A 24,767-nucleotide genomic window follows, 5' to 3' on the forward strand; every position below is an offset into this window, starting at 1 on the left:
TTCTTAAACCTTCTTATTTATACAACAATATATTGAGAATGATTATCACTCAACAAGTATATGGCAGTTATTGAAAATGTTCAAGCATGCTCCCAAAATAATAATTGACTAATTATGTGAAAATGATTATCATTATCGTCATACAGCTGAAGCGAAAATCATAGGAGGGAAGTCATAATGAGAAAGAAAAGTTATTTATTTATAGCAGGTCTGCTGCTGATACTCAGCCTGATTGCCTGCAGCAATAATAATCAAGATGCTGCTGAATCAGATAATTCTGAAGAAAAAGAATCAGAAGAACGAACGTTGGAACATGCATCCGGTGAGGTGACCATTCCAGAGGACCCTGAAAACATTCTTGCTCCTTATATGGAAGACTCGCTGCTTGCTTTAGGCGAAGAACCAGCGGCTCAGTGGTCCATAGGAGAAGACGTACAAGATTACCTTCAGCCGCAGCTTGAAGATGTCCCTACTATTGAATGGGATCTGCCGCTAGAGGAAACCTTAAACCAGGACCCTGACTTAATTATTTTCAGTTCCCCTTCCTCTATTCAAAATGGATCCTATGAAGATTATGAGAGTATTGCTCCGACGTATGTCTTCGATGGAGAGGTAAGCGCGGATTGGCGGGACCAATTAACCCAAATGGGTGAAATATTAAACAAGCAGGATGAAGCTGAGAAGGTGCTCGCAGATTTTGACGAAAAAGTGGAAGAAACGAAAGCTAGTATAGAAGATTCTATAGGTGACGAATCCGCAGCATTTGTATGGACGATGGGAGAAGAATTTTACATTTTCGAACCTACTCGTTACGGTGCTGAGGTTTTGTATGATGAAGTTGGCATAACGCAGCCGGAATTCGTACAAGACTTAGAGCAGGAAGAACAATGGAACCCTGTTTCTATGGAAAAACTAGGTGAACTTGATGCCGACCATGTCTTTCTCATAGCAGAAGAAAACGAACCGGGACTTGAAATCTTAGATGAAAGTTCCGTTTGGCAGAGTATTCCTGCCGTAGAGAACGACCAAGTCTACACAATGAACGATCCGAGTCACTGGACTGTTGATGGAGTGATCGCCCACGAGATGACTCTGGACGCTGTTAATGAAGCTTTAACTGAATAATGAAATGTAAAGAATACGTAAATTTTAAATAAATTTACGTATTTTTTATTGCTTTTTTTGCGTCTGATATCGTACATTGATATCGGTATATGATATTAAGAGGAGGCAGCATGTATGTTAAGAGACTTTTTCTTAGGATCAATTAAAATTCAAATTTTGTACCATGCGGACGTTGAGCCTGTTTACGGGGCATATCTTATGGAAGAGCTTTCTTCGCATGGCTACAGCATCAGCCCCGGCACTCTGTACCCTACTTTAAAGAGCTTGCATGAGAACAACCTCCTTCATAAGTATGAGGAAACGGTTAACGGAAAAAAACGTAAATACTATACCATTACCGAAGAAGGAAGACGAGTACTTGAAGAAGGGAAGCAGCAAGTACGGGAGCTTGCTGAGGAAGTCCTACATGATAAATAGAATGGGAGGAATGCACGATGAGTAAACCAAAAGGTTCCTTAAAGGAGATCTTCCAGGCTTCGACTAAATTAGGTTTCACCTCCTTTGGCGGACCAGTCGCTCATCTGGCTTACTTCAAAGATGAATACATCGACAGAAGAAAGTGGCTCGACGAGAAAACTTACGCTGATATAATTGCTTTATGTCAATTTTTACCTGGCCCCGCCAGCAGCCAGGTCGGCATCGCCATTGGTATGCTTCGAGGCGGACTGCTCGGAGGGATAATATCGTGGATCGGGTTCACTGTCCCATCCATAATTGTACTTATCCTCTTTGCCCTGATGTATCAATCTTATGACTTAAGTGATGCCGGATTTATCCAAAGCTTGAAAGTGGTTGCTGCAGCTGTTGTTTTACATGCGCTGATCGGCTTAGGCAAAAAATTAACTCCTGACCGTACAAGAGTGGGATTAGCAATGGCTGCTGCATTTATAATGTTAATGTTTCCTTCAGCCTGGATGCAGATTGCAGTTATATTGGCAGCAGGCCTTCTGGGAGCTAAACTTTTTTCGAAGATCGCTGATACAAAAGTGGAGCCTTTTCCCGTCACCTTTTCTAAAAAAGCTGGCGCCGCATCGTTAACGATCCTTGCTGGTCTGCTTGCCTTTCTTCCCTTACTTGCACGCATGACAGACCACATGCTGATCCAGCTGTTTGATACTTTCTTCAGGGTCGGCTCTCTCGTATTTGGCGGCGGGCACGTAGTATTGCCCATGATTGAAAGAGAAGTTGTTCCTACCGGATGGATTGATTCTGGTGAATTTCTGGCCGGTTATGGGATGGCCCAGGCAGTACCGGGTCCTTTATTCACTTTTGCCAGCTATTTAGGAACAATGATTGAGGGTGTTACCGGAGCTGTCGTGGCAACTATCGGAATTTTCCTGCCTTCATTTTTATTCCTTATTGCCGCTTTGCCGTTTTTAAATGAATTAAGAAAACGCTCCAGGTTTCAAGGTGTATTAATGGGTGTTAATGCCAGCGTCGTAGGTATCTTATTAGCTGCCTTCTATGACCCTGTGATTACGAGTTCAATTACGACAAATGCCGATTTTGCTTTAGCAGCAATTCTATTCGCCTGCCTCCACTTCTTTAAAGTTCCCGCCTGGGCGATTGTTCTTATCGGGGTTGGTGCAGGTTTTGTTATAAATTTGATATGATAGATATACATGAGCATGAAATAAATCATTTCATGCTCATATTTATTTTTTCTTGCCGATCGTAGAGGTGAGAGTATAAATTAAAATGAAAGGAGCTCATGGCGTTTTACTACTTTTTTTACGGGGGAATCAATATGACAAACGAACAGACACGCTATTCACGGTTAGCTCAAATTACAAAGCTGATCAACACCAATCTAGAGCTGAGAGAAGCTTTAGAGCATGTCGTTACTGCCATCTCCGAAGAAATTGTTAGCTGTGACTCTGTAGGCATCTACCTCCCCCAGGAAGATGGAACCTACCGGGGATTTGTCGGAAAGCCTGAATCGATCAATGGAATATCCCTTGATATGCACATAGTAAATACAAGTCACGATCATTTAGCCAAAGAAGTGATTGAAACGAAAGAACCTATTTACATTCCGGACACTTCTAAAGACTCAAGACCCGATCGTAGAGCCGTAGAAGCCTTCGGGATAAAGTCGCTCCTTGTACTTCCCATGGCTTATGAAGAAGAACTGTACGGGCTCGTTTTCCTGTTTGATTACGGAATACCCATGGACTTAGAGCCTTCAGAAATAGAATCCATTGAAGCTTACGTCAATATGGCTGCCGTTGCCGTAAGAAACGCCAATAACTTAACAAAAAAAGAATCGCTATTAGCTGATAAACAGCTGTTACTAAACATAACGAAAGAGTTATCATTATGCTCTACACTCCAGGAGGTCCTGGACAAGTGCTTTGAATACCTGGGAAGCGTCTTGAATAATTCAAATATCGGGGCTCATCTCCTCGATCCTATTGCCTGCCGCCATATTAATCCTGCAAGCTTAAGTAAAGACAGCGATTGGTCAGAGGAAGACTGGAAGCGAACTCATCGACACCTGGCCATCGATTTTAAGAAGGATTTGGTGTTCCAAGAAGTGTTAGCTACAAAGAAATCGATATATATACCTGATACAGCTGCTGATTCTCGTCCGAACCATACAGCGTGCGAAAGGTTTGGGATCAAAGGAATGTACTTGATTCCTTTAATTGCAACAGGGAACGTGTTGGGAACGATCGCGGTCGTTAACCTTCATGAACGAAACCATACTTATCCAGATTCAGCCCTGCAGCTGGCTGAATCCATCGTTGACATCACAGCTCCTGTGCTCTCGTATCTGTTGTACATAGAGAAGCAGGAATCAATCATTGCTGAACGCACTTCTGAGCTTACAGAAAAAAATAAAGAACTCGAACGAGTGCTTAAAGAAGTTAAACATATTGGAAAAGAAAGAGAACTGATCTTAAATTCTGCCGGCGATGGAATTTTTGGGCTCAACCTTAAAGGTGGGATTACATTCTGTAACCCTTCAGCAATCAGGCTGCTAGGCTTTCATTCTGAAGAGGAGTTAATTGGACATACGTACAGCCATATTTTCCCTGAATGCAGAGTCGGGGAATCAGAAGTCTTCTCACCTTCTAAACCAGTCGGCAGGAAAGAAGCAAAGGAAGAGTTTTTTTACAAGAAAAACGGAGAACGCTTTCCTGTTGAATTCGTCATTACTCCTCAAATTGAAAATGAGCAAACAGTGGGATATGTGGTGACATTTAAAGACATCACACAGAGAAAACAAATGGAAGCAAAAATTAAATATCATGCCTATTACGACAGCATTACCGACCTCCCCAACCGTGTTCTTTTCCGGGACCGCCTCCATCAAGCTCTAAAGTACTCAGAGCGACATGGCCGAAGGCTCGGTGTGCTTTTTCTGGACCTTGACCGGTTTAAAAAAATTAATGACACCTTTGGTCATACATTCGGCGACCGTGTATTGAAGAAGATTGCTGACCATCTTCTCCACAACCTCCCTGAAGAAACAACCATCTCTAGACAGGGAGGAGACGAATTCATCGTTCTACTGCCAAGTATCCAATCGAAGCAGGAAGCCCAGGACTGTGCCCAAAAAGTTTTAGAGATTTTCTCTGATACTCTTCTCATCAATGGGCAGGAAATTGCTGTAAAAACAAGTATAGGCATCAGCTTCTTTCCTGACAACGGCCTCAATTCCGATCAGCTGATTAAGCATGCCGACGTTGCGATGTATAAAGCTAAACAATTATCAGGAAACCAATACCAGTTATATGATCCGAATATTGAGAATCGCACAGTGGAGAGCATGGAGTTAGAAAATGACCTTTATCGTGCATTAGAGAATGACGAATTAACAGTAGTCTACCAGCCCAAATATGATTCATTTCATAAACTCATAGTCGGCGTTGAAGCTCTGCTCCGCTGGAATCGTCCGAACAAAGGGCGAATTAAACCCAATGACTTTATCCCGCTGGCAGAAGAAACAGGATTAATCATACCTATGGGAGAATGGATTTTACAACAAGCCTGCCAGCAAATGAAAGCATGGCATCAACAGGGACAAGAGAACATGACTGTTTCTGTTAACCTGTCTCCTCAGCAGTTCAACCAGGAGAATTTAGTGGACCGGGTCAAGCAAATCATACAGGAAACCAAACTCCCTTCCTCCTGTCTGGAGCTTGAACTGACAGAGAATTTGATCATTCATAATACAAGAAAAACACTCAATGTTATTCATCAACTGAAAGAATTAGGTATTAAGATTTCGATTGATGATTTTGGTACAGGGTATTCTTCATTAGGCTACCTGAAAGATTTCCCTGTCGACACCCTAAAAATCGACAAAACGTTTATCGATGACCTTCCGCACAACCCTAACAACGCAGCGATCACAAACACAATTATCACACTGGCTGCCAGTTTACAACTGGACGTAATTGCCGAAGGAGTCGAAACGAGGGAGCAGCTCGAATATTTAACAGAGAATGGTTGTCACCTTATTCAAGGATATTATTACAGTAAGCCCTTGGAAGCAGCAGATGTGTACCGTTTATTCAGCTAATTTTTATTGAAATGAGGGGTTTATATGAAATCCGTAAAAGCTGTAATTGATTTTTTAAGAAGCGGGAATGTTTCTTACATTTTCGGAATTCCTGCAGGCTCAGTTAATGCCTTCTTTGACGAGCTTTATGAAACACCTGAAATCACCCCCGTTGTTACGAAACATGAAGGAGCAGCATCTTATATGGCAGCAGCCTATGCTAAATATAAAAATGAACTGGCGGTTTGTATCGGCAGCAGCGGACCTGGCGGGACAAATCTGGTGACCGGAGCAGCGAATGCCATGCGGGAGCACCTCCCTGTTCTGTTCCTGACCGGAGCGGTCCCTGTGAGTACAGTAGGGTTAAATGCTTCTCAAGAACTTGACGCCCACCCTCTATTTGAACCTGTGACTAAATACAGTAAGCGAATTGACCGGGCAGAGGACTTGCTGCCCGAATTGCACAAAGCATGTGAAGCGGCTGTTACGGGGGTTCCCGGGCCTGTTCATATTGCAATGCCTATTGATGTACAGCTCCAGGAAATGACGGAACCAACGCTTCCACCTTTTCCAAAACGTGTGCCTCTTCTTCCTGAAGAAGCTGTCATTGAAAAAGCGATTAGACAGTTAACGTCCGCTGAGAAGGGATTTGTGTTTGCCGGTCAAGGCATTCGCGGCGCCGTCCCCCACCTATTAGAACTAGCCGAACGATTAAATTGGCCCATTATTACGTCACCTCAGGCCAAAGGATTAATTGCTGACGACCACCCTTTGCGAAAAGGAATTTTCGGTTTTGCAGGAAACGAAACAGCTTCAGAGCTTATCAATGAAGGCGACTATGATACGGTTTTAGTGGTAGGATCCAGTTTAGGGGAAACAGCGACAAATAACTATAACCCGAACATTGCAAAAGATAAAACAGTGATCCAGATTGATTTTGATGAATCTGTCTTTGACCGGAAGTACCCAGTGGATACTGCCATCCATGGCGATTCTGAGGTTACCCTTTCTTACCTTAATCAGAGCCTGCAACTTTTAGGCTGTGAAAGAACAGTTTCTCCTCGAATGAGTCGTCAGTTTGAAAGCCTGCCCCCTGAATTCAGTACTAAAAACGCGCTGCTCCGACTGCAGGACATACTTCCGGCTGATACTCGCTATACGGTCGATATCGGAGAATTTATGGCCTACGTCATTCACCATATGAATGTGATAACTGAAGACAGCTTTGATATTAACGTCCACTTTGGAGCTATGGGAAGCGGAATCGGCAGTGCTTTAGGTGCGAAATTAGCTGAACCTCACCGCCCCACTGTGAGCATAACCGGGGATGGATGTTTTTTCATGCATGGTTTCGAGCTTCTTACTGCTAAAGAGTATGAAATCCCTGTTCTCTTTGTTGTGTTGAACAATGCCCGGTTAGGTATGGTCCACCATGGGCATACGCTACAATACAAGCGGGCTCACAGCCGTTTTTCCCAGGAGCCTGCAAATATTTCTGCTTTAGGTGCCGCGTTAGGTATTCCCAGCGTCCGGGCAGACAGACTCGAGGATTTAAATGAGGAATCTATTAAGATTCTACTTGAGGAGAATGGTCCTGCAATATTAGAAATCGCATTAGTAGACGACCGCGTTCCCCCTATGGGAGATCGAGTAAAGTTTTTATCTTCGTTTGGCAAATAAAGAAGAAGCCCGTTGCGGCAGATTATGGACTTTATAAGAAACTTCGATTTAACCCTTGTACTTTTCACTTTCTCCTTCTATGATAAAGAGGATGAATTTAACTAAAGGAATGAGTAAAGTGAAACTTCGACTGCTAACCATTATTAGTTTAGTATTATCTACATTATTAATGGGCTGTTCAGATACAAAGACGGACCAATCCAGTGAGAGTGAGAGTCATGATGGCCATGTTCATGAAACCACGGAAGGCGGAGACCTTCGTGAATTAACATCAGGCTATGAGGCACTGCCTCAGTTTCTCGAGGAAAAGCCAGAAGATATGCAGAACATTTACGCTGCAGCTGCCCAACATAAAGAATTGTTAGAAAATATCCCTTGCTACTGCGGTTGCGGAAACACTGCAGGACATCGGGACAATTACGATTGTTTTGTTCACGAGAATAGAGACGATGAATCCCTTGTTTGGGATGATCATGGGACAAAATGCGGTGTCTGTCTGGAAATTGCTGCTCAGTCTATCGTTGACTATCAGAATGGAAAGTCTATAGAAGAGATAAGAAATGACATTGATCAACAATATGAAGACGGCACCGCTGAACCTACTCCTACCCCCGAAGTTTAACGGATTACTTTAAAGGCAGCCATACTGAGCAAGCATCCGATCTCTACCGAGTAGACCGGATGCTTTTTTATTGTGGGAACTCCTTATTTGGGAGCCTGTAAAATTCCTTGATATAGCTGTAGTCCCCTGCCATACGACCTACCGCTTTTAGTTGGTGCGGGTCTACTTTATCTCCGTCCATTACCAATTCATCCTTTATGTGATAACACACCACCCTCCCTAAAATAAGATGGCTGGTTCCTATTTTAATTACTTGATCCAGCTCACACTCAAAGCTTACAGGAGCTTCAGCAACTTTCGGAGCACGAACGCGCACACTTGCTTCCGAACGAGTTCCTGCTTTTTCAAATTCATTTTCGCTCCGTTCATATGCTTTACTGCTTTCATGCATCTGATTTGCCAGGGATTCAGAGACGATGTTAATTACAAAACCATTTGTCTCTTGAATGTTTAATAATGTATCTTTATCCCGCTCCGCTTTTCCTACAGAAATACAAAGCGTAATCGGATCCATGGAGGCTACTGTAAAAAAACTAAAAGGAGCTAAGTTGTAATCTCCTTCCCTGCTTACTGTTGACACCCAGGCTATAGGCCGTGGTACTACTGCCCCTTTGACTAATTTGCTCATATTGTGGTCATTAAACGATTCACTTTGTACAATCATCTATTATCCCCCCTGATCTCGTTTCTTTTTATCATAACTCACCCTGCGAATTTCCTCATCTCTAAAGGTAATCATTTGTTTAAATCATTAATTTTAGGGAATATTCTGTGTAATTGACAGATGAAAGGAGTTTGGAGTTTTGGAAACTTTTGAGGATTTTATTGCGCATATTTCAAATTTTTTATGGAATTATCCCTTAGCTATCATTTTGATCGCAGGAGGCATTTTTTTAACTTTTCGATTGAAGTTCTTTCAATTTCGCTTCTTCGGCCACGTGTTACACCAGACGGTCGGTCAAATTTTTAAGAAAACCGAGAAAACAGGAACGATTACCCCCTTTCAAGCTTTCACCTCTGCTTTAGCCTCGACGGCAGGAGCTACTAACATTGTAGGTGTTCCCGTAGCAATTTCTCTTGGCGGACCCGGGGCATTGTTCTGGATGTGGGTTATTGCTCTCATTGGAATGGCTACAAAATATTCTGAGATCCTGCTGGGGTTAAAATATCGCGAGAAAAACGAAAAAAACGAATGGGTCGGCGGACCACAGTATTACATAAAGAAAGCCCTCGGCTGGCCCTTGATTGCTTCTGCATTTGCCTTTTTTCTCATGATTGAATTAGTTCCAAGTACAATGGTCCAGTCAAACTCCATTGCGACCCAGACCGAAGGAGCCTTTGGCTGGCCCGTCGAAATTACAGGATTAATTATGTGTGCTGTTATCGCTGTGGTAGTCTTTGGCGGCATTAAACGAATTGGTAAAGTAACGGATAAGATGGTACCGTTTATGGTACTCACTTACGTCGCCGTTTGTCTCTACATAATACTAGTAAACATTGATCAAATTCCAAATGTTTTTGCTCTCATCTTCACCCACGCGTTCACCCCAATATCTGCCACTGGAGGGTTCGCAGGAGCAATGGTAGCGGAAGCTCTTCGATGGGGGATTGCACGTGGTCTATATTCCAACGAAGCCGGACTTGGTACAGCCCCGATTGCCCACTCTGCAGCAAAAACGGATCATCCTTCAAGACAAGCGTTATGGGGGATATTCGCTGTATTTGTCGATACAATTGTTATTTGTTCCATGTCAGGACTCGTTGTATTAGTAACTGGAGCCTGGAAAAACGTTGGGCCTGACGATGCTTCAAATATGATCAATGTAGCGTTGGCCACTGAATTTGGAGACACGTTTGGCGGGGCATTCATTACTGTTTTCCTTATCTTCTTTGTAATAACCACATTAGGGATATTAATTTTTTACGGGGAAAAACAAGCCGAATATCTATTTAACTTAAAAGCAGCCCGATTCATGAGAATTGTGTACATTATCGCTGTATTTCTCGGAGCTATCGGCGGTCTTCAGTTTGTCTGGCAGTTCCTCGACTTATTACTTGCGTTCGTGTTACTGGCAAACATTATTCCGCTTCTCTTCCTGCACAAAGAAATTGCTGCTCTCACGGATGATTACGTCAACCGGGTATATAAGAAGAAAACAACCGACAAGAAAGTGAAGCTATTCGCAGAAGAAGATGATTAATCATAAAGCCCCTGTTTCCTTCCTAGGAAGGAAACAGGGGCTTTATGGTGGTGGATTAAAGGAAATTACACAAGAAAGAAAGGCAGGTAAACTTCTCTCCGCCTCAAATAACACTTGATTGGCTCGGGAGAAATTTATTCCTGTTTGTTAAAGCTTGAACGCAGTTTATGTGCCGCCTCTTGAAGTGCTGTTTTTCCCTGGTCGATTTGACCAGCCATACTGAGAAATCCATGGATCATTCCATCATATCTTTTAAGTGTCACAGGTACATTCGCTTCCTTTAAACGATGCGCATAAGCTTCTCCTTCATCACGAAGAGGATCATATTCAGCTGTAATGATGAACGCTTCAGGGAGTCCTGATAAATTTTCAGCTAAAGACGGGGAAGCATACCAATTGTTTGCATCTTCTTCGTTATTTAAGTAATGGTTCCGAAAGAAATTCATACTCTCTCTCGTTAAAAAATACCCTTCCGCATTTTCTCTCATCGATTCTGTATCCGCTGTAAAGTCTGTAGCTGGATAAAATAACAGCTGACAGACAAGTGACGGCATTCCTTTCTCTCTAGCCATCATAGCGACCACAGCACTCAGGTTACCTCCAGCACTATCTCCTCCAACAGCAATTTTCTTGCGTTCAATATTTAGATCTTCTGCATGCTCGGCAGCCCATTCAAGTGCTGTAAAGCTGTCTTCTACAGCAGCAGGAAACTTATGCTCTGGGGCTAGTCGGTAGTCTACTGATATAACGGCACATCCAGCCAGGTTAGTAAGTACACGACACACATTATCGTGCGTGTCCAGATCCCCTATCACCCAGCCGCCCCCGTGAAAGAAAACAAGGGCAGGGTGCGGACCAGCACCTTCTGGTTTATAAACCCGGATCGGTATTTCCCCATCCGGCCCAGGAATCGTTTGATTTGTAACCTGATGGACAGCTTCCTTCTCTTCCCTGCTGCCTGCAAGCATCCGGAATAGCTGACGAGCCTGTTCCGGCGGCAATTGCTCCAAAGGCGGTGCTCCTATTGCCTTCAACTGGTCCAGCAAAGCTTTTACTTGAGGATCCAATACCATTCAACATTCCCCTTTTCTTAATGGACTTCTACTAATAGTATAGAAGGTAATTTAATCCAACCGCAATTATAAAGCTTGCATATTTACACCCATAAATATCTTGACTTCGAAATAAATATCATGTATATTTGGTTACATAAAGTAATCAGTTTTTATTTTATAACTATATTTAAGGAGGAATTTTTTATGACAACTTTAACTCTTGATAAAGTACACAGTACGCTGGATTTTCAAATTAAGCATATGATGGTATCTAAAGCTAAAGGTGAATTTGAGGATTTTGAAGTCGACTTCAATGGAGATTTAGAAAATGTGGAATCTGCCAGTGTCAAAGTTACCATTCCGGTAACATCAATTAATACTGGAAACGAAGATCGTGACGGCCACCTTCGTTCAGGTGACTTCTTCGAAGCTGAGAAATACCCAAACATGGTATTTAAAAGCAAATCCATTAAAAAAATATCAGATGACGAATATGAAGTAACAGGGGACTTTACTATTAAAGATGTTACAAATGAAGAAACCTTCACGGTAGAATACAACGGCACATCAAAAAGCCCGCTGGATGGAAGTACTGTAGCAGGTTTTGACGTAAGCGGTAAAGTAAACCGTGAAGCGTACGGCATGACTTACAACGCAGCAATTGAAACAGGCGGCATGCTTCTTGGTAAAGATGTAAAATTCGAAGGTAACTTTGAGTTTATCGTATCTGAATAATTACCCGGCCCGCCAGCTTATGGCGGGCTTCTTTATAAGAATACACTCCCTCCCCCATGTCGTTTCACCCCACGTACAGCCGAGATTTCTTCAATTAATTTAAGTAAGGCACGATCTTTAGCTTTAGCCTCAATCATGAAGTCCACATCTTGATTGAGGTGCTTTAATTCCTTAAGAAGCGGTTTAACGAATTCAATATTAACGTAATCAGCATGGCTCCTATAAGCTTTCTCGGACTTCGGAGACGACATATGAATCTTCGGAGGCTGTGTATTCCATGTTTGAAAAAAGCGAGGGAGCAGTTGATCTAACCTTTCCCCCTCCTCATGATTCGCCATATAATGATGATAGTCAAACATCATAGGAATTCCTTCTTTTTCACAAACTTCGAGGGTTTCTGAAGCCGTATACGTTTTGTCATCATTTTCTAACGTCATCTGCTGTTTAATATGTGAAGGAAGCTGCTTAAGGTTGTCATGAAAACGTCGAAGTGCCCGCTCTTTATCACCATAAGCTCCTCCGATATGAATATTGATATGGCCTTCTTTTTCTAATCCCATAGCATTTAGGAGCTGGTAATGGTACTCCATATCTTTGACTGCATTTTCAGTGACATGAGGCTTATCACTCGTAAACAATGTAAATTGATTTGGATGAAAGCTAGTTCTTAAATGGTGGTTACGGACAAGTTCGCCGATTCGTTCAAACTCTGCTTTAAAAGGACCAATATAGTCAAAATCCACCTCATCATGCGTTGCTAATGGGACCAGCGAGGAGGAAAAACGATACAATGGAATCTCGTGGCCAATATTATAATGAAGTGCTCGAATGGTATGTTCAAGGTTCGTTCGTATAATCCGCTCCAGCTGTTCTTTACGTTCAGTTGATGATAATTTTCGATAACGGGCAAATGTCATCGTTTTTGATGGGCTCGCATCGTATAAGTTTAAAGCGTTCGCTACATAGCCAAATCGAATAATCATTAATAAAGCTCCTTTTCTCCTGCATTGACTTGTATGTTTCCCTGTTCTTCATGGTTTTAAAAGTTTATCGGATGTTGGAAGGGCTGATATATGCAATATAGACTGCTCGATTGAAAAAGAAGTTTTTTACAAAGCACGGGTATAAAGAAGAACAACAAACAAGCCTGTCGATCCTTTCACGACAGGCTCTCAATGCACACAGCGTCCTTTCTTTCGCTTTTGTTGTATGTCATTCTATACTTGTTCTTCAGCTTTAACATAATCGACCTCAAAACCTAAGTCTCTTAGCATTTGATGGTCCTTTGTCCCTTCCTGCCCTGCCGTCGTTAAATAATCCCCGACAAAAATGGAGTTAGCTGGATACAACCCAAATGGCTGCAGACTTCTCAGGTTGACTTCACGCCCGCCGGAAACACGTATTTCTTTGGTGGGATTAATGAAACGGAATAAACAAAGCACTTTCAAGCAATAAGTCGGGGTTAATTCATCTGTACCTTCTAATAGTGTTCCATCAATCGCATGTAGAAAATTAACGGGAATAGAATCGGCATCTAACGCTTTCAGGGCACGCGCCATATCTATGACATCCTGCTTTGTTTCCTTCATTCCGACAATAACGCCGGAACAGGGGGAAATCCCAGCTTCTTTCGCATGATTTACTGTAGAGACACGATCACTATAGCTGTGGCTGGTGGTAATATTGTCATGGTGGTTGGCTGACGTATTAATATTGTTATTGTAACGATCCACTCCAGCTGTCTTAAGTTGCTGAGCTTGCTCCGGCTTAAGTAAGCCAAGACACGCACAAATTTTCATATCATATTTGCTTTTTATTTCCTCAACCGCAGAAGTAACAATTTCCAGCTCCCTCCTGGACGGTCCCCTGCCACTTGCGACAATACAATAAGTGCCTGACTTTAGTTTATGGGCCTGCTCGGCTCCCTCTATAATTTGTTCCTTCTCCATCATACGATACTTCTGAATGGGTGCCTTTGAATCTCTGGACTGCGCACAATACCCGCAGTTCTCCGGGCAGAACCCCGATTTCGTATTGATAATCATGTTCAGCTTAACCTTATTTCCGTAATAGCGCTTTCTTACCAGATAAGCGGCCGCAAGCAAATCCAGCAGCTCATCATCTGGACATTCAAGCACGGATAAAGCCTCTGAGTCCAGGATTTCTTCCCCCTGCAATACTTTTTCAGCTAAAACCTTCCAATCATACATAACCGAGCCTCCTCTATGCTATTTTTTCCCGATTTCGAAATGCACTTCTTTTCACAACGCTTTTCTCCAACCGATAACCAAGGACCCCTGCAAATACAGAAAGTACAAGGTCTTTAGGCAGCGGAACCATCATCCATGACCAGACAAGTGAATACGTTAACCCTTCCGGCGCTTCAAACCAATACAAATAAGCAGCATACATCCAATTAGTACCCACCACATAATTGAGAGCCATAGCGACTAAAGAAGCCGCTACATACATTTTTAAACTTCGTTGACGCTCCGCCATCTTCCCCGCTATGAAAGCTATTAATATAAAAGAAACGATAAATCCAAATGTGGGTGTAAAAAGGGCAGTTAATCCGCCTTTAAACTGGGCAAAAATTGGTGCTCCAACTAGACCAAGAAGCATATAAACAAACATGGATAGGGCTCCTAAACGGCTGCCAAGAATCAAACCTGCCATTATAGCAAAAAAGGTTTGTAAAGTGATCGGTACTCCCCCAATCACCATAAACGGAGCAATTGATGTAATATTCGCACCGATGGCCATCATTGCAACGAAAAGACCACCCATCGTAATCTCCAAAGCTGTCCACCCTCTACGTCCTCTCATAATCTTCCTCCTCATAACTTATAAAACTAGCATAGAAGAAAACCATTCTTTATGTCAACTTAATTTTAATAAGGTTAACATTAATCTCATAAAAAAGACGCTGGTTACAGCGCCCTTCTTAAACCTCTTTATTTATAAGCTTTCCTTTATTTCATTTACCATTGCCTCAACAGACTGCAGCCCCCCGCCGGATAGGTACCAGTATTGAGGATCTAGATAGTAAATCTGATCTTTTTCATAAGCTGAAGTTTTCTTGACGATTTCATTTTCCATCACCTGCTTAGCTGAGGATTCATCTCCTACTACGGCTCCGCGGTCAACTACATACATATATTCTGGATTCTTCTCAGAAATGTATTCGAATGAAATACTCTGTCCATGCGTGGAAGATTCAATTGATTCATCAACCGGCGGTACTCCTAACACGTCATGGATTAAGCCAAATCGTGAACCTTCACCATAGGCGCTCACTTTCCCATCATTCGCTAATATGATTAAACCTTTTCCATCCATAGATTGAGATTTACTATTCACCTCTTCTATGTTTTCCTTTATTTCCCCAAGTTTCTCCTCTACTTCCTCTTCTTTTTTGAAAATCTCTCCAAGAGCAAGCATATTCTCTTCAAACGATTCCATGTACCTGGTTGTATCAACTCCGAGGTATACAGTAGGAGCAATTTCGGAAAGTTCGTCGTATACCTCCGATTGACGACCGGAAATCACGATCACGTCTGGATCCATCTGGCTGATCGCTTCGAAGTCAGGCTCTTTTAAACCGCCGATATTTTCATATTCATCACTATCATATTGACTTAAATAATCAGGGAGAGAATCTTTCGCTACGCCCTGAATTTCAACCCCAAGCTCATCTAAACTATCGACTATTCCAAAATCAAACACAACCACATTCTCAGGGTTACGCGTGACTTCCGTTTCTCCTAATTCGTGTTCCACCGTTATTTTTTCTTCTTCTTCATTAGAGGATTCCGCTTCGGTGTCTCCTCCACAAGCTGCTAATACAACTGTAATCAATAGTACGCTTATACTTACTAACCATTTCCTCATTAAAGTCACCTCTTGATATATTATTGAAAATAGACACAAATTTTTTGATTGTTAATCGTATGAATATCTATGTCCATGTCATAAATGGAGTTTAAAACAGCTGGCTCAATCATTTTCTCCTTTGCGCCTTCTTCTACAATTCTTCCATTCTTCATAGCTACAATATAGTCCGAGTAGCAGGAAGCAAAATTAATATCGTGAACAACGAGTACAACAGTTTTACCAAGCTCTCTTACCAACCTGCTTAATGTTTTCATAATTTGTACGGAATGATTCATATCTAAATTATTTAACGGTTCATCGAGCAATACATACTCGGTATCTTGAGCAATAACCATCGCGATATAAGCTCTTTGGCGCTGTCCCCCGCTTAATTGATCTAAGTACTTATGCTGCATGTCTGACAAGGCCACGAAATCCAGAGCCTGCTCGACCTTCACCTCATCTTCTTCGGTCAGCCTTCCTTTCGAATACGGGAATCTGCCAAATGACACAAGTTCACGTATCGTTAACCTAAGATGGATGTGGTTGCTTTGTTTAAGGATTGAAATTTTCTTCGATAAATCTTCGGTTTTCCATCTGTTAATTTCCTGACCTTCAATCTTCACCTCTCCTTCGTCCTTCGTAATTAAACGACTGATCATCGAAAGGAGCGTACTTTTTCCGGCTCCATTAGGTCCAATAAAGGTTGTGATTTTCCCTTTAGGAATCGATACAGAAACATCTTCTACGACTGACCTGGTCCCATACTGCTTGAATAAATTCAAAACTTTTACCATGCTTTGTTCTCCCTTAACAGTAGATAAATAAAATAGATTCCACCGATGAAGTTGATTAAGACACTAATAGTAGTTGAAAAAGTAAAGACTCTTTCAACGATTAATTGGCCGCCTGCTAAAGCAATTACGCTAAACAAAATAGATACTGCCAATAAGTAGTTATGACGAAAGGTATTCAGAAACTCATGCGCTAAATTAACTACCAGCAAACCTAGAAACGTTACAGGGCCAACTAAAGCTGTAGCTACAGAAATAAGCACAGCTACAACAATCAACAGCCGCTGAATGATCCGTTCATAGGGAACGCCTAGATTCACCGCATGATCTTTGCCTAACGCCATGACATCCATGTATTTGTGATAAGGAAGGTAGTAAAGCAGGCTTCCAATCATGATGACAACGGAAATGCCAAGAAGATCTGTATTTACGTTGTTGAAACTGGCAAACATTTTATCCTGTACGATGAGGAATTCATTAGGATCAATCAATACCTGCATAAATGACGACAAACTCGAAAAAAAAGTTCCGAGGATAATACCCACAAGCAGTAGCAAATAGATATTCCCTCCCCTTCTTAACAGCCATTTAAAGAGCAGGAATGAAAATAGCACCATCGCTGCCACAGAAAGCAGATAATTCACCTGACTGTCCATCATAGCGATAGATCCTGATCCAAAGAAAAACACCACCAGCGTCTGTACAAGAAGATACATACTATCAAGGCCTAAGATACTTGGTGTAAGGATTCGATTCGTCGTGATGGTCTGGAATATTACGGTCGAAAAGGCAATCGCTGCTCCCGTTACAATAATCGCTGATATTTTTACAGTTCTTCTCGGAAGAATGTAATCCCAATTACTGCTTACCCCTGTAAACAAAAAAGCTAGAACAAGCCCTGCCGCAATGATGAGAAGAAGCAGGATTTTCCTTTTAAAAAGCATAGGAGCGCCTCCTCATCAATAAGTAGATAAATATCCCGCTTCCAATAACACCCATCGTAAGACTGATAGAAATCTCATATGGATAGATCACCACTCGTCCGATAATGTCACAAATCAATACGAACCCCGCTCCGAAAACAGCCGTCTGGACCAGGCTTTTTTTCAAGTGATCTCCGTAATAGTACGTAACAATATTCGGTACGATTAAGCCAAGAAAAGGAATCATTCCAACCGTAAGTACCACCGAAGCCGTAATCATGGCTACAATCGCTAACCCAATGTTAACGACCTGCTTATACTTAAGGCCTAAGTTTTTGGCAAAATCCTCTCCCATTCCTGCAAGAGTAAATCGATCCGCATAGAAAAAAGCCAACCCCAGTAGAGGAATGGAAAGGTAAAGCATCTCAAACCGCCCTTCCATAATCATCGAAAAGTCCCCATGGAGCCAAGCTGACATGTTTTGGACCAGGTCATGCTTGAGAGCAAAAAATGTTGTAACTGAACTTATGATATTCCCAAACATAAGCCCAACAAGCGGAATGAAAATCGTATCTTTGTACTTAATACGGTCGAGAATCTGCATAAAAATAAACGTCCCCATTAGAGCAAAAGCGAATGCCACCCCCATTTTTAAAAGAGGACTGGCGGAAGTGAACAAAAGCAGGGAAATTAATACACCAAGCCTTGCAGAGTCAAATGTGCCGGCTGTCGTGGGTGAAACAAACTTATTCCTCGTTAACTGCTGCATAATTAACCCGCAAATGCTAATGCTTGCCCCTGCTATTAAAATACTGAGTAATCTTGGCAGCCTGCTGACCGTCATGATCTCGACTTGTTCAGGTGTCATGTGACCCAAATCCGTTACAGATACATCTGAAACTCCAATGAACAACGACATAAACGAGAAAAGAAGAAGAGCTGCTGACGTATATCTGATTTTCATAAAACCACCCTTACCTCTTTCCTTGTTAAAAAAAATTGATATAATTATGATATTGAAATTCATTATCAATTAGAATGATAGAGTAAGGGTTAGAGTAAGGTCAATACGATCCGAAGATAATAGACATTTATGGAAAAAGTGTTGCAGAAAGGAGTTTAATACCATGAAGAAAAATAAGGATCCCAGGGTACAGAGAAGTACAATATGGATCAAAGAAGCGTTTCTTACTTTATTAAAAGAACACCATCTCGATCACGTCTCGGTCCAGCAAATTATGAATCAAGCTCAAATGAACAGAGCGACGTTTTACCGTCACTTTGTAGATAAAGAAGACTTGTTAACAACCATTGTTGAAGACCTTCTCGTACGCTGGAAAACTCTCATAGATGACTGTCCCCGGACATTCGATTTTGTTAAAGAGAAAAAACCTCACCCCCGGTTTGTCGGAATGCTTCAATTTATTTATGTAGAGCGTCTTACCTTCGAAACGTTGTTAAGTAAGCAGGAACTAGGAGAATTTCAAAAACAGTTTGAGCAATTTATTCAGTCATCCACCCGCTCTACTCTCGAAATAGCATTCGATTATCTGCACTCAGTAAAGTTCTCACCTGAAATTACTCTTACCTTTATTGCTTCAAGTATCTCGGGAACAATTAAATGGTGGGTAGAAAACGATTATCCGTGTACGGCCTATGATCTCGCTTCTTACATAACAGAAATGATTGATTACGGGATCTATACAAAATAAAAAAGGACGCTATTTTCAGCGTCCTAAAGCAGTCGAAAAGTTCTCGACAGCTTTAATTTTTGGCATTTTTACTTAAGTTTTATCTTTCAGTACACTAAAGAACGGGATAGGCTGATTTAAAAATGTTTTCGAAACAAGTGCTGATGACAGCTGCCTGCCAGAACATAAAGAAGATTGTCCATAAATTATCCAAGATGATCCAGGAGAAGGAAAGTCTTTTTCTGTATTAAAAAAATTCTAAGGAGCGAGGCCCCTTCCACTCCTGCGGAAGAACGAGTGAGCCGAGATCGCCGAGCGTGGGTTTCGCGAGGAAGCTCAGGCGCTCATCCGCTAAAAAAGGGAAGGGGGCTTCGCTTCTGACGGCAAGAAAAAAGCTTGCGGAAAAACAGGGGTTTCTCCACAAGCTGAGGAAGCTATTTTCAGCGCCCTTTTTCATCAATCTTATTATCTTACATTCATGTCGCTTGGCTCAGGACCTTTACGCTGTCCGCGATCAAGCGCATTAATTTGCTCCATATCCTCATTAGTTAATTCGAAATCAAACACATCAAAATTCTCTTCGATGCGAGAAGGTGTAACTGATTTAGGGATAACGACTGAACCATTCTGTAAATGCCAGCGAATGATAACCTGAGCTGGTGTTTTCCCATGCTTCTCAGCTAGAGACTGCACTGTTTCATTATTTAATACTTCTCCACCCTGCATAAGCGGGCTCCACGCTTCTACTAAAATCCCCTTCTCACGGCAGAACTCTTTCAGCTCATTCTGTGCAAGGAACGGATGACATTCAACCTGATTAATGGCTGGTTTCACATCACATTCATCCAGCAGACGCTGTAAATGATCGATGTTGAAGTTACATACACCGATTGCTTTTGTCTTTCCATCTTTCTGCAGTTGTTCTAATGCTTTATATGTTTCCACATAATCGTCATATTCAGGTGTCGGCCAGTGAATTAAATACAGATCTACATAATCCAGACCCAACTTCTCCAGACTCTCATCCATAGCTTTAATCGTCTGCTCGTAACCCTGATCGGCATTCCAGACTTTCGTCGTAATAAAAAGCTCTTCGCGCGGCACATTACTTTTTGCAATCGCTTCGCCTACCTGGCGCTCATTTTTATAAACGGCTGCTGTGTCGATCGAGCGATAACCTGTTTCAATCGCCTTCGTTACAGCTGGAACTGCATCTTTCTCTTCCACCTGCCATACCCCAAACCCAAGCTGAGGCATTTCGATTTTGTCATGTAATTTTACCGTATTCATCAAAGAATCTCTTCCTTTCTTGTAAAAGGTTACAAAAGCAGTGTAGCACACGAGCAGTGATGAGTGCTTCTATTTTGCTTTCATCTGTCATTCAAACACTTTGCGGTAGGCCTTTGTTTCTTCAACAAGATCAATGATTCCTTCTGCCATATCTGTCATTTCCCCGACGTCTTCACCGGAATCACAACTCGACCAGGTAAACTTCTTCTCACTACCATTAATCAGAATTTTTAATGAATATTCGGGCTCTTCCCGGCAGCTTCCCGTTAGATCCTTCCCTTGCAGGTAATTCTCTTTCACAAGCAGTTTATAAATGCTGTTCATCTCTTCAGTAGTAAAACGAAAATTCTCCTGCTTCATACTGTTTGATTCAGACTGAATGGATAAAGATTGTGCAACCGTGTCCACAGTAACTCGATTCCCTTTATTGTAAGAAAACTTCAATTCGAACTGATCCTGTGTCGTAGAGTCATAAGAGATTGCAAGTATCTCAATTATCTCTTCCTGCTTTCCACAACCCAGCTGATAAACAGTTTCCTGGGCAAGTTCTTTCCGCTCAACCGTTTCACACGATTTCTCAATCGTCTCCCCTGAACCCTGCTTATCTTGTGAAGTGTCGAGCTTGTAGGTCAATTCGTCTCCGTCATAAGATAAGTAAGTAAATAAGGGATCTCCTTCATCTGTGTAGCTTACGATTCGAACTTCATCTTCTTGTTGTTCATTGACGTTGTTTATAAAATCATCAAGATACTGCGTATTTTTCACTTTTCCATGAGCATCTAAAACATCGTGGTCATGCGTTACGTAATCCTCTGACTGATCATAGATTCCAGCTATTTGATTCGAACATCCAGCTGCGACCACCAACACCACCCACACCAGCCACCGGACCTTCATAACTCTTCACCTCAAAAAAATTTCTCTGCTCAATGAGCCAGCCCATTATTCTTATTCTTCCATTTTCCTAAAAATGACAACCCAGTTGGAACCGGTACGAATCCCATACGCTTTGGCAAATGAGCCCTGGTTAATGGCAACAGCCATATTATCCAATGAATTAATATAAACCAGAGGCTCCCCCTTATGGGTATCAGCAAACGACCGTCCAAACGTCATCACGTTGCGGTAGATTGTACGTCCATCGTGTCGGATCTCTACTTCAATTGCCCCACCATAAGGAACGTCCATTGTTTTAAAGAGGTCGCGGCTGATATTTGTCCACAAATTACCGAACCGGATATCGAGAATATCAATCATGCCTTCGACAGAATGATCTACCATACGGGCTTCTTTCACAGGTAAATGGACAAGGCTGCTTACCGGAAGCTCGGGGCCGACTCCTTCAAATGAAATCACACCTGATGCCAGTCTTGCTCCTGTATAAGCATAGATATCACGCCCATGAAATGTGTAGGATTCGCCAGATTTAGGCAGACGATTAACAGATTCGTCTATTTCTCTTACCGCTTCTATCCCTTCTGTTCTCGCGATATGCGTCAAACTCCCGTTGTCCGGCGTAATCACGTAGTGACCAGAACCCGTTTGAACAGCTACACTTCTTCGAGTTGAGCCTACCCCAGGATCTACCACAGATACAAATACCGTTCCATCCTTCCAGTAGGTCACGGTCTGCCACAATCGATAGGACGCTTCCCAAATATCATAGGGAGGAATATCGTGTGTAAGGTCAAATATCTTCAGATCATGATCCACTGAATTTGCAACCCCGTGCATGGCACTGACTGCTCCATCACTTATACCAAAATCCGACTGTAATACTAATGCCTTGTTCATGTTGCTCCCTCCCAATCTATTAACCGATCTTTTCTCTAATTACAGCCATGATACAGAATCTTCACCAAAAACTCAATGAGATTCGTTCGACTCGTTTGGCTAAAATCACCCCTTTACCTACATTTGCTTTATTTTTTAACCAGATTTACTATTAACTTAGTAATCATTTCGAAGAGCGAAATAATTAAGAGAGAGCGAGGTAATTCCACTCCCGGCGCTCGAAAGACTGAAGCTGCCGTTGATTAAAGAACTTAGTCATATAGTAAACAATCGACACCAGTGATTCGACTTTCTTTACGTCATTGACAAAAATATTCGACAAACCCTATCCTGTCCCGCTCTAATGGTTTCACATACTTATTAAATAGAGGATGAAATCACATGGAAAATCTGGAACATAAACAAAAAGTCACCATAATGATTGCCATAATGGCTGCCATGCTGTTTGCTGCGCTGAATCAGACAATTATAGGAACAGCGCTTCCTGTCATAGTGGCTGATATTGGAGGGATGAGCTATTTTAACTGGGTTTTTACAATTTACATGCTGGCTTCCAGTATTACAGCTATCCTTGTAGGAAAGTTATCCGATACATATGGCCGTAAACCCTTCATATTAACGGGAATTGGAATATTTATCTTGGCATCACTTCTATGCGGAATGTCTGTGAATATTTTTCAATTAATTATTTTCAGAGCTGTTCAAGGGCTGGGAGGAGGTATGATAATCTCTACTTCTTTTACCGCCATCGGTGATTTGTTCCCTCCTCGTGAACGTGGCCGCTGGCAAGGAATGATGGGCTCGGTATTCGGTCTGGCCAGTGTGTTCGGCCCTACGCTAGGAGGTTATATTGTTGATACTTGGCAATGGAATTGGGTTTTCTGGGTGTTTCTCCCCTTCGGAGCTGCGGCCTACGCAATGATATGGAAGATGTTCCCTAAAGTTTCTCAAAATGAAAAGAAATCTGTAGATTTTCTTGGAGCGATTGTATTAACCCTTTCGATTGTTCCTTTGCTTCTGGCTTTTTCCTGGGCCGGGCAGAATTATCCGTGGAATTCATTTGTGATTATCGGGCTCTTCATCTGGTCAGCAATGACCTTAACTCTGTTTATTTTCATTGAACGCAATGCCGAGAATCCTGTCATCCCTCTTCATTTATTTAAAAACAGCATTTTCTCGATTTCCAATATGAGCGGACTGCTAATGGGAATGGGAATGTTTGGAGCCATTATGTATATGCCCTTCTTTATCCAGGGGGTGCTTGGCATTTCAGCCACAAGTACAGGCTTTATTATGATGTCGATGATGCTGAGCATGGTGCTGACCAGTACAATTGGCGGCCAGCTGATTACTAAAACCGGCAGCTATAAGCGATTTGCTATTCTCGGACTTCTCATTATGGCAGCCGGTATGTATTTGATGTCTTTAATGACAATCGAAACGACTGTCACAAGTGTAGTGCGTAACCTAATCTTAGTTGGATTAGGACTGGGCCTCACCTTTCCAGTGCTGACGTTAACCGTCCAGAATGCAGTCGATCATAAATACCTTGGCGTATCCACCTCAGCTTCTCAGTTTTTCCGGCAAGCCGGCGGTACGATGGGTGTCTCCATTATGGGGGCAATTATGAATTTAATAATGGGAAGGGAAATGAAAGGTTTAAGAGAAAATCCGGGTTCTGGACTGCAAGACCCGCAAGTCCTAATGGATCCCAATCAGATCAACGCATTAAGAGAAAGTACATCGGAGGTTTCTTCTGCACAGTTTGACACTATGATTTCATCAATGAGAGAGGTTTTAAGCCTTGCTTTAAGTGGATCCTTCCTGTTTGGAACATTCATCTTAATCGGAGCCTGGATCTTAATTTTGTTTTTAAAAGAAATTCCATTACGATTATCCAATCATCCTGCTCAAGGCAGCAATAAAGAAAAATTAAGCTCATAACAATAAAGCTGATACAAAACTGAATAAAGCAAAAAATAATCCGAACCATGATGTTGAAATCAGTTCGGATTATTTATCAGAAAAGGAATTTCACCTTCGCTCCGTTCAAAACACTTCGCTTTCCCTGCAGGATCTTCGTTCCCACAGGAGCCTTAAGCATATTGACCGTGCTAAGGATCTGGATTTATATTTTCATTGTTCGTTTCTTACCTTATGTCTTTCCTTATATCCCAGTTTCTAAGAAATAAAGGAAAGCCATGCCCTTCTTTTATTCAGCATAGAATGCTAATTCTTCTTCAATTTTAAGACGAATTTTATCTAATGCTTCTTCGGGCGTGTCAGCAAACACCCTTGTTCCGTTTACCATGGCGTACGGTTTAATCGCACATAATCCACAGAAGGAAAGACATTCATTCATAAGCACAGCTACGTCTGGATATTCTTCTTCAAGAATCGTTTCGACGTCCAGCTCGTTTATTAAGTTTCCATCACATACTTCCACAACCACTACCCCATGATGTTATAACTCC

General features: G+C 42.0%; 23 protein-coding genes. 10 read left to right on the forward strand and 13 right to left on the reverse strand.

What is annotated here, in order from left to right; translation table 11 throughout:
- The first annotated feature begins 177 nt into the window (after window positions 1–177).
- From C1A12_RS19720 to C1A12_RS19745, 6 genes are all read left to right on the forward strand, one after another.
- The gene (locus tag C1A12_RS19720; RefSeq protein WP_200816630.1) at window positions 178–1,125 is read left to right on the forward strand and encodes an ABC transporter substrate-binding protein; all 948 of its coding nucleotides are present in this window, start codon (window positions 178–180) and stop codon (window positions 1,123–1,125) included.
- Between the two features lie 114 nt (window positions 1,126–1,239).
- Window positions 1,240–1,542 carry a PadR family transcriptional regulator gene (locus C1A12_RS19725; protein ID WP_101846804.1) on the forward strand — a complete coding sequence of 101 codons (303 nt, stop codon included), beginning with the start codon at window positions 1,240–1,242 and terminating at the stop codon, window positions 1,540–1,542.
- Between the two features lie 17 nt (window positions 1,543–1,559).
- Complete coding sequence (gene chrA, locus C1A12_RS19730; RefSeq protein WP_101846806.1) at window positions 1,560–2,738, forward strand: chromate efflux transporter; 1,179 nt, start codon at window positions 1,560–1,562, stop codon at window positions 2,736–2,738.
- A 134-nt stretch (window positions 2,739–2,872) separates the two neighbouring features.
- The gene (locus C1A12_RS19735; protein ID WP_101846808.1) at window positions 2,873–5,656 is read left to right on the forward strand and encodes an EAL domain-containing protein; all 2,784 of its coding nucleotides are present in this window, start codon (window positions 2,873–2,875) and stop codon (window positions 5,654–5,656) included.
- A gap of 24 nt (window positions 5,657–5,680) precedes the next feature.
- Window positions 5,681–7,315 carry a thiamine pyrophosphate-binding protein gene (locus C1A12_RS19740; RefSeq protein ID WP_101846810.1) on the forward strand — a complete coding sequence of 545 codons (1,635 nt, stop codon included), beginning with the start codon at window positions 5,681–5,683 and terminating at the stop codon, window positions 7,313–7,315.
- 91 nt (window positions 7,316–7,406) lie between these two features.
- Window positions 7,407–7,937, forward strand: coding sequence for a PCYCGC domain-containing protein (locus C1A12_RS19745; protein ID WP_235001694.1), 531 nt, complete (start codon window positions 7,407–7,409; stop codon window positions 7,935–7,937).
- Between the two features lie 67 nt (window positions 7,938–8,004).
- Here C1A12_RS19745 and C1A12_RS19750 read toward each other — a convergent pair whose 3' ends face one another.
- On the reverse strand, window positions 8,005–8,601 hold the full coding sequence (locus tag C1A12_RS19750) for a flavin reductase family protein (protein WP_101846812.1): 597 nt from the start codon (window positions 8,599–8,601) through the stop codon (window positions 8,005–8,007).
- A 139-nt stretch (window positions 8,602–8,740) separates the two neighbouring features.
- Between C1A12_RS19750 and C1A12_RS19755 the strand changes: the two genes are divergently transcribed.
- Window positions 8,741–10,138, forward strand: a complete 1,398-nt coding sequence (locus C1A12_RS19755; RefSeq protein ID WP_101846814.1) for a sodium:alanine symporter family protein — start codon at window positions 8,741–8,743, stop codon at window positions 10,136–10,138.
- A 134-nt stretch (window positions 10,139–10,272) separates the two neighbouring features.
- On the opposite strand, the gene C1A12_RS19760 is transcribed toward C1A12_RS19755, so the two are convergent.
- Window positions 10,273–11,211, reverse strand: a complete 939-nt coding sequence (locus C1A12_RS19760) for an alpha/beta hydrolase (RefSeq protein ID WP_101846816.1) — start codon at window positions 11,209–11,211, stop codon at window positions 10,273–10,275.
- Between the two features lie 186 nt (window positions 11,212–11,397).
- Between C1A12_RS19760 and C1A12_RS19765 the strand changes: the two genes are divergently transcribed.
- Window positions 11,398–11,928, forward strand: a complete 531-nt coding sequence (locus C1A12_RS19765; protein WP_101846817.1) for a YceI family protein — start codon at window positions 11,398–11,400, stop codon at window positions 11,926–11,928.
- Between the two features lie 32 nt (window positions 11,929–11,960).
- On the opposite strand, the gene uvsE is transcribed toward C1A12_RS19765, so the two are convergent.
- From uvsE to C1A12_RS19800, 7 genes are all read right to left on the reverse strand, one after another.
- Window positions 11,961–12,911, reverse strand: a complete 951-nt coding sequence (gene uvsE, locus C1A12_RS19770; protein WP_101846819.1) for a UV DNA damage repair endonuclease UvsE — start codon at window positions 12,909–12,911, stop codon at window positions 11,961–11,963.
- A 234-nt stretch (window positions 12,912–13,145) separates the two neighbouring features.
- Entirely contained in the window at window positions 13,146–14,138 is a 993-nt protein-coding gene (gene bioB, locus C1A12_RS19775; RefSeq protein ID WP_101846821.1) for a biotin synthase BioB, read from the reverse strand.
- Between the two features lie 13 nt (window positions 14,139–14,151).
- On the reverse strand, window positions 14,152–14,754 hold the full coding sequence (locus C1A12_RS19780) for a biotin transporter BioY (protein WP_101846823.1): 603 nt from the start codon (window positions 14,752–14,754) through the stop codon (window positions 14,152–14,154).
- Between the two features lie 132 nt (window positions 14,755–14,886).
- Window positions 14,887–15,819 (reverse strand): siderophore ABC transporter substrate-binding protein, encoded by a 933-nt coding sequence (locus tag C1A12_RS19785; protein WP_101846825.1) that lies wholly within the window; start codon window positions 15,817–15,819, stop codon window positions 14,887–14,889.
- Between the two features lie 20 nt (window positions 15,820–15,839).
- Window positions 15,840–16,598: an ABC transporter ATP-binding protein gene (locus C1A12_RS19790; RefSeq protein ID WP_101846828.1), complete on the reverse strand. Its 759-nt coding sequence runs from the start codon at window positions 16,596–16,598 to the stop codon at window positions 15,840–15,842.
- A complete protein-coding gene (locus tag C1A12_RS19795) occupies window positions 16,592–17,539 on the reverse strand; it encodes an iron chelate uptake ABC transporter family permease subunit (RefSeq protein WP_101846830.1) in 948 nt (315 codons plus the stop codon). Before C1A12_RS19795 ends, C1A12_RS19790 begins: the two co-directional genes overlap by 7 nt.
- A complete protein-coding gene (locus C1A12_RS19800; protein ID WP_101846832.1) occupies window positions 17,529–18,482 on the reverse strand; it encodes an ABC transporter permease in 954 nt (317 codons plus the stop codon). The genes C1A12_RS19795 and C1A12_RS19800 overlap by 11 nt, the downstream gene beginning before the upstream one ends.
- A gap of 163 nt (window positions 18,483–18,645) precedes the next feature.
- On the opposite strand from C1A12_RS19800, the gene C1A12_RS19805 reads away from it, so the two are divergent.
- A complete protein-coding gene (locus C1A12_RS19805) occupies window positions 18,646–19,230 on the forward strand; it encodes a TetR/AcrR family transcriptional regulator (RefSeq protein WP_101846834.1) in 585 nt (194 codons plus the stop codon).
- Window positions 19,231–19,674: 444 nt separating this feature from the next.
- Here the strand turns inward: C1A12_RS19805 and C1A12_RS19810 are convergent, their stop codons facing one another.
- The 3 genes from C1A12_RS19810 to C1A12_RS19820 form a co-directional block, all read right to left on the reverse strand.
- Window positions 19,675–20,499: an aldo/keto reductase gene (locus tag C1A12_RS19810; protein ID WP_101846836.1), complete on the reverse strand. Its 825-nt coding sequence runs from the start codon at window positions 20,497–20,499 to the stop codon at window positions 19,675–19,677.
- Window positions 20,500–20,586: 87 nt separating this feature from the next.
- Entirely contained in the window at window positions 20,587–21,396 is an 810-nt protein-coding gene (locus C1A12_RS19815) for a DUF4362 domain-containing protein (RefSeq protein ID WP_101846838.1), read from the reverse strand.
- A gap of 51 nt (window positions 21,397–21,447) precedes the next feature.
- Window positions 21,448–22,293 carry an S-adenosyl-l-methionine hydroxide adenosyltransferase family protein gene (locus tag C1A12_RS19820; protein WP_101846840.1) on the reverse strand — a complete coding sequence of 282 codons (846 nt, stop codon included), beginning with the start codon at window positions 22,291–22,293 and terminating at the stop codon, window positions 21,448–21,450.
- Between the two features lie 381 nt (window positions 22,294–22,674).
- Here C1A12_RS19820 and C1A12_RS19825 point away from each other — a divergent pair, with 381 nt between their 5' ends.
- Complete coding sequence (locus tag C1A12_RS19825) at window positions 22,675–24,237, forward strand: MDR family MFS transporter (protein WP_101846842.1); 1,563 nt, start codon at window positions 22,675–22,677, stop codon at window positions 24,235–24,237.
- 268 nt (window positions 24,238–24,505) lie between these two features.
- Here the strand turns inward: C1A12_RS19825 and C1A12_RS19830 are convergent, their stop codons facing one another.
- A complete protein-coding gene (locus tag C1A12_RS19830; RefSeq protein ID WP_235001695.1) occupies window positions 24,506–24,739 on the reverse strand; it encodes a DUF1450 domain-containing protein in 234 nt (77 codons plus the stop codon).
- Window positions 24,740–24,767 lie beyond the last annotated feature (28 nt).

The organism is Halobacillus sp. Marseille-P3879, assembly GCF_900240285.1.
Taxonomy (GTDB): Bacteria; Bacillota; Bacilli; order Bacillales; family Halobacillaceae; genus Halobacillus_A.